This is a genomic window from Algoriphagus algorifonticola (assembly GCF_007655305.1).
In the GTDB taxonomy this organism is placed as follows: domain Bacteria; phylum Bacteroidota; class Bacteroidia; order Cytophagales; family Cyclobacteriaceae; genus Algoriphagus; species Algoriphagus algorifonticola.
The window spans coordinates 136,521-152,089 of record NZ_VLOG01000065.1 but is presented as its reverse complement, the minus strand read 5'-3'; the positions used below and the strand labels follow the sequence as shown (position 1 = coordinate 152,089).

11 protein-coding genes are annotated in these 15,569 nt (G+C 40.4%); 7 read left to right on the top strand and 4 right to left on the bottom strand.

Annotated elements, in window-relative coordinates:
* Positions 1-6: 6 nt before the first annotated feature.
* Positions 7-777, top strand: coding sequence for an alpha/beta fold hydrolase (locus FL972_RS18570; protein ID WP_144607480.1), 771 nt, complete (start codon positions 7-9; stop codon positions 775-777).
* On the opposite strand, the gene prmC is transcribed toward FL972_RS18570, so the two are convergent.
* Entirely contained in the window at positions 769-1,605 is an 837-nt protein-coding gene (prmC, locus tag FL972_RS18565; RefSeq protein WP_144607479.1) for a peptide chain release factor N(5)-glutamine methyltransferase, read from the bottom strand. The genes FL972_RS18570 and prmC overlap by 9 nt on opposite strands.
* An 84-nt stretch (positions 1,606-1,689) precedes the next feature.
* On the opposite strand from prmC, the gene FL972_RS18560 reads away from it, so the two are divergent.
* Both FL972_RS18560 and FL972_RS18555 read left to right on the top strand, forming a co-directional pair.
* Positions 1,690-2,499, top strand: coding sequence for a hypothetical protein (locus FL972_RS18560; RefSeq protein ID WP_144607478.1), 810 nt, complete (start codon positions 1,690-1,692; stop codon positions 2,497-2,499).
* Positions 2,500-2,556: 57 nt separating this feature from the next.
* Positions 2,557-3,744 carry an RsmB/NOP family class I SAM-dependent RNA methyltransferase gene (locus FL972_RS18555; protein WP_144607477.1) on the top strand — a complete coding sequence of 396 codons (1,188 nt, stop codon included), beginning with the start codon at positions 2,557-2,559 and terminating at the stop codon, positions 3,742-3,744.
* Between the two features lie 32 nt (positions 3,745-3,776).
* Here FL972_RS18555 and FL972_RS18550 read toward each other — a convergent pair whose 3' ends face one another.
* The 3 genes from FL972_RS18550 to FL972_RS18540 all read right to left on the bottom strand — a co-directional run bounded on the left by FL972_RS18550 (position 3,777) and on the right by FL972_RS18540 (position 5,366).
* Positions 3,777-4,076 carry a helix-turn-helix domain-containing protein gene (locus FL972_RS18550; RefSeq protein WP_144607476.1) on the bottom strand — a complete coding sequence of 100 codons (300 nt, stop codon included), beginning with the start codon at positions 4,074-4,076 and terminating at the stop codon, positions 3,777-3,779.
* 3 nt (positions 4,077-4,079) lie between these two features.
* On the bottom strand, positions 4,080-4,418 hold the full coding sequence (locus tag FL972_RS18545; protein WP_144607475.1) for a type II toxin-antitoxin system RelE/ParE family toxin: 339 nt from the start codon (positions 4,416-4,418) through the stop codon (positions 4,080-4,082).
* A gap of 111 nt (positions 4,419-4,529) precedes the next feature.
* A complete protein-coding gene (locus FL972_RS18540; RefSeq protein WP_144607474.1) occupies positions 4,530-5,366 on the bottom strand; it encodes a universal stress protein in 837 nt (278 codons plus the stop codon).
* 889 nt (positions 5,367-6,255) lie between these two features.
* Between FL972_RS18540 and ileS the strand changes: the two genes are divergently transcribed.
* From ileS to FL972_RS18520, 4 genes are all read left to right on the top strand, one after another.
* Positions 6,256-9,630: an isoleucine--tRNA ligase gene (gene ileS, locus FL972_RS18535; protein WP_144607473.1), complete on the top strand. Its 3,375-nt coding sequence runs from the start codon at positions 6,256-6,258 to the stop codon at positions 9,628-9,630.
* Between the two features lie 17 nt (positions 9,631-9,647).
* Entirely contained in the window at positions 9,648-10,271 is a 624-nt protein-coding gene (locus FL972_RS18530; RefSeq protein WP_144607472.1) for a lipoprotein signal peptidase, read from the top strand.
* A 196-nt stretch (positions 10,272-10,467) separates the two neighbouring features.
* Complete coding sequence (locus FL972_RS18525) at positions 10,468-13,410, top strand: DEAD/DEAH box helicase (RefSeq protein ID WP_144607471.1); 2,943 nt, start codon at positions 10,468-10,470, stop codon at positions 13,408-13,410.
* Positions 13,411-13,942: 532 nt separating this feature from the next.
* Positions 13,943-15,289: a PhoH family protein gene (locus FL972_RS18520; protein ID WP_144607470.1), complete on the top strand. Its 1,347-nt coding sequence runs from the start codon at positions 13,943-13,945 to the stop codon at positions 15,287-15,289.
* The last annotated feature ends 280 nt before the right edge of the window (positions 15,290-15,569 follow it).

Sequence of the window (15,569 nt, the reverse complement as noted above, 5' to 3'; positions counted from 1 at the left end):
TAATTTATGTCTTTTGTATATTTTTTTGAAAAAGGACAGGGCCAGCCTGTGGTTTTGATTCATGGGTTCTGTGAAATTGGAGCTATGTGGTCCGATTTTGCAGATGAACTGAGTAAAGATTACAGAGTCATTTGTCCGGATTTGCCAGGTTTTGGAAATAGTCCTTTGGAGCAAAGCCAACTGAGCTTAGAAGAACTTGCAGTGATGCTGGAGGAATGGATGGAAGAAAATGGAATTTCCGAACCGATTGTAATAGGCCATTCTTTAGGGGGATATGTGACCTTGGCACTTTTAGAATTGATGCAGCAAAAATTAAAGGCTGTTGGACTTTTTCATAGTACTGCTTTCGCAGATGATGCTGATAAAAAGCAGATGAGAAACCGGGCAATTACTTTTTTGAAGAAAAACGGGGTTGACAAATTTGTAACTTCCTTTGTGCCTCAGCTTTTCCCGGAAGACAGAAGAAATGAACTTTCCACAGCAATTGAGACAGCTGTAGAACAGGCAAAGGAATCAAGTTTGGAGGGCTTGATCGCATTTACGGAAGCGATGCGGGACAGAAAAGACCGAACCCAAGTTTTGGAACATTTTCATGGTCCAAAATTATTGATTGCAGGCACAGAGGACGGCTCGGTTAAATTAGCAGCAAGCAGGGCTCAAAGTCACCTCTTTACTGATTATTTCGAATTAGAAAATACCGGGCACATGGGGATGTTTGAGCGTAAAGGGGAAACTTTGGCTTTGGTTAAAAACTTTTGTCAAAAGGCTTCATTCTAAAATACCCTTCACGATTCTATCCTTGTCATTAAGGTCTTGGATCAATTCAATCTTGCTGTAGCCCTGCTGATTCAGCAAGTTCAGTACTTCTTGTCCATAATCTTCATGAATTTCAAAATAGAGCTTTCCTCCTTTTTTTAGGCATTTTTTGGCTTTCTCAGCAATGACCCTGTAAAATAAAAGTGGATCCTCATCTGGAACGAAAAGTGCCAATTCTGGCTCAAAATCCAATACGTTTTTGTGCATAAGTGCTTTTCCTTTTTCAGGGATATAAGGTGGATTGCTGACCAAAATATCCAAATCATCTAAAGGAATTTCCTCTTTCAGGATATCTATTTTGTAGAATTTGACATCAGTCTTGAATTCCTTAGCGTTTTCTCTGGCGATTTTCAAAGCCCCTTCGGAAATATCCAAGCCATACACATCCGCTGAATTCATTTCCAAAGCCAGCGATATTGGGATACAACCTGTGCCGGTACCGATATCCAAAATTCTTAAATGAGGTTGGGGATTTTCTTTGATCATCAAATGCACCAACTCTTCGGTTTCATTCCGAGGGATCAGCGTATCTCTGCTTGCTTTGAATTCTCTCCCGTAAAAAGGGGCCTTTTCTAAAATTTGCTGGATAGGTTCTCCTTTTTTCAAACGTTCAAAATCTGACAAAAGAGCCTGAGGAAGATCCTTTTCCTCTAAAAAATGCATCATATCCACTCTTCTCAAGCCCAAGTGATGCTCAAATAGCCATTCCACCAAGTTTTGCGCTTCTGAGAAATCGTAAAGCTCCAGGGATTGGGCCCATTTTTTTACCAAACTATTGTAATTGATCATTGTAGCGAAAAATGAATTAGCTCCGTAAAGGTAAGCACATCCCTGACTGTGGGAAAGTTGTCCGATAATATTAATGCTTGAGGAATGATGAGAAAATTACTATTACTTTCTATGCTTGTCCTGATTTCTGCAAGTGCTGTTTGCCAGGAGAAAAAAGGAATTTGGTTTGAATTGGATGGGGTTTATTGGGAGAAGGCTTTGAAGCAAACCAAAAGTATTGCTCCTGAAAAAGCAAGGTTTGGGGGAGGTAGGTTTTTCGCAGGAATCCCATTGGGGAAAAGCTGGTCTTTGGGCTTGATGGGTTCTCATCATTCTTATTATGAGCCTCAGGAGACAGGATATATCAACAAGACGATTTATGGGGCTCCCAGAGAAAATGGTTATTCATACGATATTCTTGGAATCGTCAGAGACCCGGTCTTAGTAGGTTTACAAAATGAATTGGTGGGATTTGGATTATTTCTTCAAAAATCTTTCTCATTGGGAGAAAGAACCTCTGTGAATGTCAATCTCTTTTCGATGAGAGAAAGAGGAGCAAATGCCAAATTGGAATTTTATCCAGATTATAGCTATCTGTTTTGGTGGCCATGTCTGAATTGTCTTTCTATAGTTCCCGGCCCATTTGTAATTCCTGTGGAGGAGACAAATTGGAGAACGGGGATGGATGTAAGTTTCTCTTATGCCTTGAATAATTGGTTGGACTTGGGGCTTAGAGCGAATTTTCTTGAGTTTAGAAAACAAATCATTCAGAAGGAGCCAATGATCAGCAATCATATGGGTCAACCGAATCAGTTTTCGGTTTTAGGAGATGTTTACGCGGGGGATTTTTTTTATTTTGGTTCAGCAGTCCCCCGGGAAGGCATCAGAATTTCATTGACCTTCAAACCCTTTTGAGTTTCTTTTCGGCTAGTCTGAGAAAGAAAAACTACCTTTGTGCAGAATTTCTTTCTGATGAAGCTACATAATAACACCATACGCGGAGTACATACCGCTTTAGAATCTATTTTTCAAGAAGGTCAATACGCTGACAAGGTCATCGAGCGTACCCTTAAATCCAATCCCAAATGGGGAGCAAGAGATCGATCATTTATAGCAGAGACCACCTATGAAATGGTGCGTTGGTGGAGGTTGATCAATTACTTGAGTCCTTCTGAAAGCTACTGGGATTTGTTTGGAACTTACTGGTTGATGCAGGGTAATGAACTTCCGCCATGGGAGGAATTTTCCGGATTAAATCCAGACAAGATCAAAGCTAAGTACGAGAGCTTGGACAAACCAGCCATTTTGGAATCAATTCCTGATTGGTTGTATGAGTTTGGGAAGAAGGAATTGGGTGAGAAATGGGATCAGGAAATTCACTCTTTGAATGAAGAGGCAGAAGTTGTTCTTCGGGTAAATACTTTGAAAATCACCCGGGAACAATTGAAAAACCGATTGGCTGAAGATGGAATCCGAACTTACATTGTGAAAGGATATCCAGATGCTTTGATTTTGGAGCAAAGACAAAATGTTTTCCGCAATCCGGCATTCAAAGAGGGCCTTTTTGAAGTTCAGGATGCTTCCTCTCAGTTGGTAGCTCAGGCCTTGGCAGTGGAACCGGGAATGCGCGTGATCGATGCCTGTGCAGGTGCCGGAGGGAAGTCTCTCCATTTAGCGGCTTTGATGCAGAACAAAGGGAAAGTACTTTCCATGGATGTGGAAGAGTGGAAGCTACAGCAAACCAAGCTAAGAGCAAGAAGAGATGGAGTTTCTATTATAGAAAGGAAAGTGATCGAAGGCTCCAAGACGATCAAAAGGTTGAAAGAGTCAGCGGATCGATTGTTATTGGATGTGCCTTGTTCTGGATTAGGAGTATTGAGAAGGAACCCGGATACCAAGTGGAAATTGAGTTTGGACTCTATCGCCAAAGTGCAGGAAACCCAGCAGGAAATTATTCAAAGCTATTCCTCCATGTTGAAAAAAGGCGGTCAGATGGTCTATGCGACTTGTAGTATTTTACCTTCAGAAAATCAAAAGCAGGTTGAAAAATTTCTGGCTTCCGAGGCAGGAAAAGACTTCGAATTGATCGAAGATCAAAAAGTATTGGCTCAGGAAAGCGGGTTTGACGGATTTTACATCGCGAGATTGTTGAAGAAATAAAGTAGAATTCTAAGGTTTAACTTTCCCATTTATTAGAGGAAAGTTAAACCAATTCTTTTATTAAGCCCTTGCTCAAATATCCTAATCAACGTTGACAATTGGATATTTCCCTTACCATTTTCAAGTTTAGAGATATAGCTTTTTTTCGTTCCGGCCTTTTCAGCCAATTGTTCTTGAGTAAGTTTTGCCTCCTTTCTGGCTTCTTTTAGCATTTCACTTATGATAAACATTTGGGCATTTTCATCAAATCTGTTTCTGCTTTCAGTGCCAACCTTTCCATGTTCTAATTCAATTAGTTCATCGAAGGTTTTGATTTTGCTATAGTCCTTCATCTCTCATTTTTTTTTTAATTCAAAATAATCTTTCATCAGTCTTTCAGCTTTTTCGATTTCCTTTTTGGGAGTTTTTTGAGATTTTTTTTGAAACCCATTAAAGAGGATAACTAATTTACCTTCGTCAAAGCAACAGAAAATTGTGTAAATGTTTGATTGATACTCTATTCTTATTTCATAAAGGCCATTAGTTCCTTCTAGATGTTTTAGAAACTTTTCAGGCACCTTTTCGACCTGCTTGATAAGCTCCAGAACATATTGAACTTTATTTTTTGCCTTAATATCTAGGTTTTGATAAAATTCAATAAAATGATTTTCATAAAAAATAATTCTCCTGACCATCCATTCAAAGTTATCTTAAAAGAGAACATTTTCAAAAAAATTAAGTTTCATTTTGTGATCACTTTAATCTCTAATTCAACCATTTAATCAGATTTTTCTTGACGAGGCAATTCATTCCTCTAGGCAAATTGAAAGAATAGGAAAATTATGCGTTTTGGCCAAATTTTCTGTTAGGCTTGGATTGAAGAATTTGGTTAGTCCTGATTTTTCTGTTTTAGCTAAAGTTAAAAAATCAGGTTGATGGTTTTCAGCATAGTAGATAACTCCATTTTCGGGATCCTTTGCATTGATCAAGAAATGCTGTGTGGTATTATCTGACTCCAACATCTCATCGAACATTTCATCAATCTCAGCACTTTCATGGAAATGATAGGGAGTATTGATAAAAATTAAATCCAGCTGTGCTCCTAATAAGTCTGCCAGTTTTTTAAGTTTTTTAAAAATAGGCTTTTGACTTTTTTCCAAGGTAGATAGAAATGCAATCTTTTTGATCTCATTGTGAGCAGGCTCCTCCTTTACAATCAGGATAGGAGTTTTAATATTTCTAAGTACCTTTTGGGCAGTAGAGCCAAGGTAAAAGGGTTTTTTTGCTCCTCTGCCTTCGGATCCCATTATCACCAAGTCCGGTTTGGCATTTTGAACATGCTCAAATACCGTCTCCGAACCAAAACTGTAGATTAATGAAGAATAGGCATTGATGCCCTGCTTTTCTAAATCATTGACTATTGATGAAAGGTTGGATTTCGCATTGGCAATAGCATTCAGTGTTTCTGGGTAAAACTTTTCCTTATCCTTGTCCAGCCTTACCCAATCCACCGGAGTGCTGAGGATATGCATTACCTCTACTTTGGCTTTGAGTTTGGATGCCAGTTGCTTGGTATAAAAAAGGGCAAACCCCGCTACATCCGAAAAATCTGTCATCAAGAGTATTTTAGCATTGATTTTCATGGTCTTCCTTCATTGATGTCCTATAAGTTACGAATGATTCTGATCATATCCTTTGATCAAATTGGTGTTTGGAACTGATAAAAGTCAGTGCTTAGTGAAATAATTCTGAAAGGATTGAACTTAAGGGAGTAACGAGTTCAACTCCTTCAGAGTTGGGATGCACCGGGGTATATGGACTTTCTTTTACCACCAGTTTCACTGGAGGCTATTGAGGGGTTTAACCACTTCGTGGTTGGTTATAGGTTGGTGATTTTTCAACTAATTTTATCTTGAAAATTTAAGTTAGAGTTGTTCAATTTTTTCTCTTTTGAAGAAATCGGATCTGCAGCACAGTTGACAATCCTGAAAGGATTGAACTTTATAATAATCACGGGTGCAACCCGTGGAAAAGGAAGCGGCCGATCTTGTTATCCTGACCCTGAAGGGGTCAAACTTTATTGTGTACAGAGTTCAACTCCTTCAGAGTTGGGCTTGGCCATGGTATATATACCATTTGTCCACCAGTTTCACTGGCGGTTATTGAGGGGTTCAACCACTTCGTGGTTGGATTGTCGGTTTCTGCAGAGCAGTGTTAGGCGTTCAAGAATTTAAGCGCTCCATTCCTTCTTGATGACTTTGAGGATGATAATCGTGACCCTACAGGGGTCTAACTTTTCTCATGCAGAGTCTCTATTTTTCAGAGTCCATCATGTATTTACTTTTTACTTCTTAGAAAAGCGCTTTTCTGCTATCTTTGTGGCTTGTTTTGAGCGGGATGCCCCGCGTGAGGGATAGAAGCGGTATCCATTCTGCGTAGCAGGAGGATAAGAGCGGATAGCCCGACCCCGCCCTTTTCGGCGGGGGCACGCCCAAAAAACCCGACATCCAAATCATTCGACAAATATTGGCTGTGAAAACGTATCAGGAATTCAAACAGGTTGACTACCCTCAAATAGGAGAGTCAGTCTTGGAGTATTGGAAAAAGAATCAAATTTTCGAAAAATCAATCGCCAACCGGGAGGGAGCCGAGACTTTTACATTTTTTGAAGGGCCTCCGTCTGCAAACGGTACCCCGGGTATTCACCATGTGATGGCCCGAACGCTGAAGGATATCTTTTGCCGATACAAAACGCTCAAAGGTTTTCAGGTAAAACGTAAAGGTGGTTGGGATACGCATGGATTGCCGGTGGAACTCCAAGTGGAAAAGGAGTTGGGCATCACCAAAGAAGATATCGGAAAGAAGATTTCCGTAGAGGAATACAATAAAAAGTGTCGGGAAACGGTGATGCGTTTCAAAAACGAATGGGATGACCTGACTGAGAAAATCGGTTATTGGGTGGATCTGGATGATCCTTATATCACCTTCGACAGCAAGTACATCGAGACGCTTTGGAGCTTGCTGAGAAAGCTTTATGATAAAGGGCTTTTGTATAAGGGCTACACCATTCAGCCTTATTCACCTGCGGCTGGTACGGGATTGAGTTCCCACGAACTCAACCAACCGGGTACCTACAAGGATGTAAAGGATACTTCTATCACTGCACAGTTTAAGCTAAAAGGACAGGAAAATACTTACATCCTAGCCTGGACGACTACGCCTTGGACTTTACCATCCAACTCCGCTTTGGCTATTGGTGAAAATCTGGATTATGTGAAGGTGAAAACCTTCAATCCTTATACCCATGAGCCTGCTTTTGTGATTTTAGCAAAAGCCAGAATGAGCGCTTATTTGAACCCAAAAGCTGCAGAACTGAAGCTGGATGATTATCAGGCAGGTGATAAATTGATTCCTTACGAAGTAGTGGAGGAGTTTAAGGGAAAGGATATGTTAGGTTGGGAGTATGAGCAATTATTCCCGATCGAATCCTTGGCTTTGCCTCATCCGGCCTTTACGGTAGTTTCCGGGGATTATGTGACCACGGAAGATGGTACAGGAATCGTACACCTGGCCAAAGCATTTGGTGCAGATGACTTTAGAACCTTGGTTCAGAATAATGTGCCAGGCATTTTTGTTCAGGATGAATTGGGAAATGATATCCCTGTAGTCGATAAAAGAGGAAAGTTTCTCCCGGTAGTAGGAGAATACCTGGCCGCAAAAATGAAGGAGCATGAAATCACCGCTCATAAGCAATATGGAGTGGATGATTTTTATGTGAAAAACTATACGGAAGATGATGAGAACGCGACGGATTATAAAAATACCGATGTGATCATATCCATCATCCTAAAAAATGAAAACAAAGCCTTTAAGGTTGAGAAGTATGAGCACAGTTATCCACATTGCTGGAGAACTGATAAGCCTGTATTATACTATCCTTTGGAATCCTGGTTTATCAAAACTACGGCCTTCAAAGACAAAATGGTGGAGCTTAATAAGACCATCAACTGGAAGCCTGAAGCAACCGGAACAGGTCGCTTTGGCAACTGGCTGGAAAATCTGGTAGACTGGAATCTCAGCCGATCCCGATTCTGGGGTACACCTCTGCCAATCTGGAGAACTTCCGATGGAAGCGAAGAGAAGTGCATAGGCTCTATCGCCGAATTGGAAGCAGAAATAGAAAAATCTATCGCAGCCGGATTTATGAAAAAGTCTCCTTATGAAGGAAAGGAACTGGATCTACACCGGCCCTATGTGGATGATGTGATTTTGGTTTCTGATAAAGGAGAGCAAATGCTTCGTGAACCGGACTTGATTGATGTTTGGTTTGATTCAGGAGCTATGCCATATGCACAGTGGCATTATCCTTTCGAAAATGAGGATATTTTCAAAGCAAATTACCCGGCCGATTACATAGCAGAGGGGGTAGATCAGACAAGAGGCTGGTTCTTTACCTTGCATGCGATTGCGGTGATGCTTTTTGATTCAGTAGCATTCAAAAATGTAATTGCCAACGGGCTGGTTTTGGATAAAAACGGAAATAAGATGTCCAAGCGATTGGGCAATGCAGTGGATCCGTTCAAAACCTTGAAAGAATATGGTCCGGATGCCTTGAGATGGTATATGCTGAGCAATGCCAATCCATGGGATAATCTCAAATTTAACTTAGATGGAGTAACCGAGGTACAAAGACGCTTCTTCGGAACGCTGCAGAATACCTACAACTTCTTTGCACTTTATGCCAATTTGGATGCTTTTGTCTATGACAAAACCAAAGCCGTTCCGGTGGCGCAAAGAGCTGAGTTGGATCAGTGGATTATCTCCAAGCTTCAGTCTTTGATCACAGAAGTGGAGGAAGCGATGGATAATTACGATGCCACAAGGGCAACCCGTGCCATCATGAACTTTACTGTGGATCAGCTATCCAACTGGTATGTTAGATTAGCCAGAAAACGATTCTGGAGAGGCGATATGAACCAAGACAAGCAAGCGGCTTATGAGACCCTGTATGAGTGTCTGTTAAGCTTGACGCAGCTGATGTCCTCTTTTGCTCCTTTCTATTCTGACTGGTTGTACAAAAATCTGAATGAAGCAGGTGAAGCTGGAAAAGAATCTGTTCACTTGACTGATTGGGTATCTGCAGACCAAACTCTGATCAATAAAGATCTGGAAGAAAGCATGGATTTGGCTCAGACGATTTCTTCCCTGGTTCACTCTTTGAGGAAAAAGGAAAAGCTGAAAGTGCGTCAGCCTTTACAGCGAATTTTGATTCCTGTATTGAATAAGAAAGTTCAGGCTCAAATCGAGCACGTAGCTGACTTAATCAAATCCGAAGTGAATATCAAGGAGATTGAGTTCATTGACGATGCTTCCGGAGTTTTGGTGAAAGATGTAAAACCTAATCTCCCTGTTTTGGGTAAAAAACTGGGGCCTAAGATGAGATTCGTCGTTGCCGCAATCAAGTCTTGGGGGCAGGAAGAAATTGCCCAAATTGAGCGAGAAAGTAAATACCCGATAGAAGTAGAAGGAGAGACCATTGAGTTGCTTTTGGAGGAAGTTTTGATTTCTTCTCAAGATATTCCGGGCTGGTCCGTAGCTTCTGATGCCGGAGTGACTGTGGCTCTGGATGTAACCTTGACCGATGAATTGAAGCAAGAGGGAGTAGCGAGAGACTTGGTCAACAGAATACAGAACCTCAGAAAAGACATGGGCCTGGAAGTGCAGGATAAAATCCGAATCAAAGTAGCGGACACCAATGAATTGGTCAATAAATCCGTAGGAGGATTTGGGGATTACATTCAGTCCGAAACGCAGGCTTTGAGTTTGGAAGTCAGCAAAGAAGCAAGTACCGGGACTATCCTGGACATGGATGATTTTGAATTGGCTGTTTTGGTGGAAAAAGCCTAAATAGCAAACAGGAAACGATGAACAAATACATTAAATACTTCGGGATTGCCTTTTTGGTGATTGTAGTGGATCAGGTGGTGAAGATGCTCGTTCATTTTCAAATGGACTTTGGCACTCCAGGACAGATTCAGATTTTTGGAGACTGGTTTAAGCTCCACTATACCACTAATCCAGGAATGGCTTTTGGGATGGAGTTGGGCACAGAATATGGTAAAATGATTTTGACCAGCTTCCGCTTGATAGCTATGTTTGGAATAGGTTATTATCTGTATTATATAATTCAAAAGAAAAATCATCCTGTATTTATAGTATGTATTGCTATGATATTAGGAGGTGCAATAGGTAATTTAGTAGATTCTATATTTTATGGTGTTTGGTTAAATAATGCTCCTTATGATGCACCCACTCCCTGGTTTCATGGGCAGGTGGTAGATATGTTTTATTTTGATATTTGGGAAGGCTATTTGCCGGAGTGGTTACCTCTTTGGGGTGGTCAATACACGGCACTTTGGCCTATTTTCAATGTGGCGGATGCTTCTATATTCGTGGGAGTAGCTATTATTTTGATTTTTCAGAGCAGATTTTTCCCGGAAAAAGAGGAAGAAAAAGTTCCTGAAGAAAAGGTAGAGATTCAGGAATAAATATAATTAATGCCTGTTTTTTTTAAAGAAACGGGCATTTTTTTGTCAATTTTTCTAAAAAAGGCCAATATCAATCCATTTCTGCCCGGATTTTTATTAATTTACAAGCTGATTATTTCAAAAAAACTCAACTCTCACCGTATTTGTCTTGCTCAAAACCCCTGTTTGAGTAGGCAATTCCTGATCTTCTAATTTTATGATTGTAGATTCTGACAAGCCCTTTCAGATCGTATATTCTATTTTTAATCATGAATTTCTAGGATTATTATTTGAATCCTTTGTGGTGCAGCTGGATGATAAGGACAGGCTTTCCTATGCTTTTCAAAATATCAGTTCTGCCAATGCCAAAGAATTCGATTCCGGTTTAGATGAAAGGGACTACAAGCTGATCAAGATGATGGATGCCATGCAGCCTGAGGAAGTGATCAAGAGCTTCATTCCCAAAAAGAAAAATATTCGTCCAAAGGACTATTTAACCAAGATTTTTGATCCTAAGACCGAAGACAAGAATACTCAAGCCTTGGTGGAGGCAAGGTTGGAGATTCAACGGTCCAAGATATTACCGCTGCTTATTGGCAAAAGACTTTTTGAAATGGGAAGTGATGGAAATCCAGCCTGGAAAGAGATTCAGATCAATGCTGAACGGGCAACTGTCATCTTTCATTTTCATAAAAATCCTGACAATACCCATTATTATCCCACCATCAAGTTTAGAGGAGAGCGCCTGGATTGGCAATACAAAGGAGGTTACCTGATCTGTAAAGAGCCTGCTTGGTTGATTGTGAATTCACAGCTTTTTCACTTTGAAAAAGATATAGATGGGAAGAAGTTGCAGCCATTTTTGAATAAGAAATTTATCCTCATCGATAAGAAAATGGAGCCTACCTATTTCAGGAAGTTTATGGCTCCTATGCTGACTCAATACGATGTAGATGCGAGAGGATTTGAAATCACGATTGACAGAGGTACTCCCGAGGTTTTGCTGAAAATTCAGGAGCTTCCAGGAAACCAAGGAGCAAATCTTTTTGGTGAGGAAGGAGAGCCACTGGAAGAGGACAAAATCATATTTGAGCTCCGTTTTCAATATGGTGATTCAGACTTTCCTGTTGAAAAAGGTACGGATAGCTCAGTGGGCAATTCAGTATCCTTAATCGAAAAAGACGGGGAATTTTTATTCAAAAAGACGATACGTAGTCTTCAAAAAGAAAAGTCTTTTGGCAAATTCCTGAAAGATCTGGGTTTGGAGCTCCGAGATGGAAAAGTAGCCCTCCCCAAGTCCAAAGCATTTGAGTGGATTGGCGAAAATGAAGATGCGCTGGAAGAAAAGAAAATTAAAATCATTCAGCATAAAAATGCCTCTGGTAAGGTTTATCATCTAGGAAGAGCAAATATTGACATTGAGGTCAATGAAAACATTGACTGGTTTGATGTCAAGGCGCAGATTAAGTTTGGGATCTATTTGGTGCCATTTGCTAAAGTGCGCAAGCTGATTATGCAGGGTAAGACGGACTTTGAATTGCCCAACGGAGAGATTGCCGTAATTCCTGCATCCTGGTTTGTCAATTATTCAGAGTTGTTTTCCTTTATGGAGGAAGGGACAACCCAAGATTCCATTATTATGCGCAAGCATCATTTGGCTTTGGCCAAGCAGCTGGAGGAGGGTAATCTGGTGCAATTGACGCTTACCAGAAAGCTAGAAAAGCTACGAGATTTTGAGGCCATCGATGATTATGAATTGCCGGATTATTTCGAAGGCGAATTGAGGCCTTATCAGAAGGCAGGTTACAATTGGTTAAGATTTTTGAATGAATTCCGTTTCGGAGGCTGTTTGGCAGATGATATGGGTTTGGGTAAGACGGTTCAAACCCTGGCCTTGCTTGCCCATGAAAAGCAGGAGAATCCGGGTTTCTGTTCCTTGTTAGTCATGCCAACGTCCTTGATTTACAACTGGGAACTGGAAGCTCGAAAGTTTACCCCCGAACTGAAAATATTGGTTTATACAGGAACCCAGAGAATCAAAGATCCCTGGAAATTCAGGGATTACGATTTGGTGCTAACCTCTTATGGTATTACCCGTTTGGATATCAATATTTTGAAGGATTTTTACTTCAATTACATCATTTTGGATGAGTCCCAGGCCATCAAAAATCCCGGTTCCAATATTGCAAATGCTGTCAATAAATTGAAGTCTAAGCAAAAGCTGATTTTGACAGGTACTCCTGTTGAAAATGGTACTATGGATCTTTGGTCTCAGATGAATTTTGTGAATCCGGGATTATTGGGAAATCAGAATTCTTTCAAAAAGCAGTTTCTTCAACCCATAGAAAAGCAGAATGATAAGGACAAAGCCATCAAGCTCCATTCCATGATCAAGCCTTTCATCTTGAGGAGACTCAAATCTCAGGTAGCCACTGATCTTCCTGAGAAGATTACCAATGTGAAGTACTCTGCCATGACCGAGGAGCAGGAGAAAGTTTACGAGGAGGTGAAGTCTTATTATCGGGAGAAGATCATTGGGGAGAGTTCCCTGATTGGAAGAGGTGCGCAGCAATTTACCTTGTTGAGAGGATTGACTCAATTGAGGCAGATTGCCAATCACCCGAAACTGGTACGAGAGGATTACAAAGGAGAGTCCGGAAAATTGGAGGATATCACCTACATGCTGCAGTCCACTATTTCGGAAGGGCACAAGGTATTGGTATTTAGTCAATTTGTGAGACATCTTTCCATTGTCAGAGAATATTTGGAGGAGCAGGGGATCACCTATTCCTACTTAGATGGTTCCACGAAGGATAGACAAGCTCAGGTAGAAAAATTCCAGGAGCAGGAGGATGTGAAGGTCTTTTTGATTTCACTAAAAGCCGGTGGTGTTGGCTTAAACCTGACCAAAGCGGAATATGTATTCTTATTGGATCCATGGTGGAATCCAGCTGTGGAGGCTCAGGCAATAGACAGAGCGCATAGAATTGGACAGGAAAATAAAGTCATTATCTATAAATTTATCAGTAGAGGCTCCGTAGAAGAAAAGATTATGGCTTTGCAAAACCGTAAGCTGGCATTGGCCGGAGAATTGATATCAACGGAAGAAAGCTTTATGAAAAGTCTGGATCAGGAAGATATTGCTGCCTTGTTGGATTAAGCCTTGTATGAAGGGTGGAACCTTACCATTCAGAGTATTTGATTGTTGAAAAAGCTAGTTTAATTCCTCCTGCTTTGTTTGAAAATTATTTGATCATTAGGTGATTGATTTTTCATTAGAATCCCTCCTTGCCCCCTTTGTAAAAGGCGAATTGCTTTTAGATCAATTCAGGTAGATAGAGTAAAATACGTGGCTTCTTCGGAGAATTGTGAGATTTTTTAAAACTTTAGATAAAGCTTAGGAATCATAGGTTTTAGCCTGCTGTCCTTCCTCTATTCATCGCAGGAGATTTTTTAAAAGTCAAATAGTTCACCAGGCTTTTGTTTCAATCCCCAATAACTAATAACCAATAACCATTGACAACCCATCTTCTGTGGTAAGTAAATCATTTCAAAAATTTTAAAAAATTGAATTTCAGCGACCTACATCATACTTGATAAGTTTTAACTATTTTTTATTCCTCTGAAGTGATATTCTCAGATATATTTTTCTAACTTATATCATACCAATTACCACTAATAACATCCTGCACATGCCTAGAGCCAAAGCTGAAAAAGAGCGGAAAATTTTTGTGCTGGACACATCTGTGATCCTGTATGCACACAATTCCATTATGAATTTTGCCGAACATGATGTAGTGATTCCGATTACCGTATTGGAAGAGCTGGATCAGTTCAAAAAGGGCAATGACACCAAAAATTTCGAGGCGCGGGAGTTTATACGCTTGTTGGACAAGCTTTCCCAAGACCATATGATTCATGAGTGGACTCCATTGAATGGAAAGTCCAAGGGTAATTTCCGGGTATTGATGAATCCGGAGAATAAACTCAATGCCAATGTGATTTTTGGAGAGGAAAAAAATGACCACAAGATTCTCAATGCAGCTCTTTATTTGAAGGAGCACGAGAAAAACCGAAAGGTCATTTTGGTATCCAAGGATATCAATTTGCGACTAAAGGCAAAATCCCTGGAGATCCATGCAGAAGACTATGAAACCGGTAAGATCAAGAACATCAATGAGCTTGAAAATACCGGAAAGTATATGTTGGATGATGTAGATCCGGCTGCTATCAATAAGCTTTATGAATCTGGTTATATTGACGCCAAAGAGGTATTAGGCACGCGTAAGCGAAAGGCTAACGCTTATTATATTCTAAGAAGCGATAAAAATTCAGTTTTGGCCTACTACAATCCGGAAGAGAATATTCTGGAGCGGGTGGATAAAAAACTGGCGTATAATATTAAGCCAAAGAACGCTGAGCAAACATTCGCTTTGAATGCCATCACCAATCCCAATATCAGATTGGTTTCGATTCAGGGAGTAGCAGGTACGGGTAAAACTTTGCTTGCTTTGGCAGGTGCTTTGGAGCAGCGGAGAGATTATAAACAAATATTCTTGGCTCGACCTATTGTACCCCTATCCAATAAGGATATCGGGTATTTGCCAGGAGATATCAAGTCCAAGTTGAATCCCTACATGGAGCCGCTATGGGACAACTTGAAATTTATCCAAAATCAGTATAAGGAAACCGATAAGGAATACCAGAAAATTACTGAATTGGTCAATCAGGAAAAGTTGGTAATTCAGCCACTGGCTTATATACGTGGTAGATCCTTGTCCAATATCTTCTTTATCGTGGATGAAGCCCAGAATTTGACTCCGCATGAGATCAAGACGATTATCTCTAGGGCAGGAGAAAATACCAAGATTGTATTTACTGGGGATGTTCATCAGATAGATACACCTTATTTGGATTCTCAGTCCAATGGCTTGTCTTATTTGATAGATCGTGTCAAAGACCATCCTCTTTATGCTCATATCAAGTTAGAGAAAGGAGAGCGGTCTGAATTGGCCAATTTGGCCAATGAGTTGTTATAGAATAAATTATTAATGATTTAGCCCTGCAAGTTTAAGATTTGCGGGGCTTTTTGTTTTTAGCTGTTCTGGGAGAGAAAGTGGATTTTGAAGGATTCTATAGCCCTAATTGCGTTTTGGTGAAAAGCTTGAAAAGATATTTTTCAAGATATAGAAGATATGCCATCGGCAAGATATGGGGCAACTCCCCTTTGGAGCTTCGCTTATTTTAGATTTGTGAATAAGGCTAATTTTAACCCCGTAGGGATTAGAGCTAGGTAGAACCTTTTCTCTCGTTACTTTT

Coding starts and splice junctions, on each gene's coding strand:
- FL972_RS18520 (WP_144607470.1), top strand. CDS start 13,943: ATGCCTAGAGCCAAAGCTGAAAAAGAGCGGAAAATTTTTGTGCTGGAC.
- FL972_RS18560 (WP_144607478.1), top strand. CDS start 1,690: ATGATGAGAAAATTACTATTACTTTCTATGCTTGTCCTGATTTCTGCA.
- FL972_RS18545 (WP_144607475.1), bottom strand. CDS start 4,418: ATGGTCAGGAGAATTATTTTTTATGAAAATCATTTTATTGAATTTTAT.
- FL972_RS18540 (WP_144607474.1), bottom strand. CDS start 5,366: ATGAAAATCAATGCTAAAATACTCTTGATGACAGATTTTTCGGATGTA.
- FL972_RS18570 (WP_144607480.1), top strand. CDS start 7: ATGTCTTTTGTATATTTTTTTGAAAAAGGACAGGGCCAGCCTGTGGTT.
- prmC (WP_144607479.1), bottom strand. CDS start 1,605: ATGATCAATTACAATAGTTTGGTAAAAAAATGGGCCCAATCCCTGGAG.
- FL972_RS18550 (WP_144607476.1), bottom strand. CDS start 4,076: ATGAAGGACTATAGCAAAATCAAAACCTTCGATGAACTAATTGAATTA.
- FL972_RS18555 (WP_144607477.1), top strand. CDS start 2,557: ATGAAGCTACATAATAACACCATACGCGGAGTACATACCGCTTTAGAA.
- FL972_RS18530 (WP_144607472.1), top strand. CDS start 9,648: ATGAACAAATACATTAAATACTTCGGGATTGCCTTTTTGGTGATTGTA.
- FL972_RS18525 (WP_144607471.1), top strand. CDS start 10,468: ATGATTGTAGATTCTGACAAGCCCTTTCAGATCGTATATTCTATTTTT.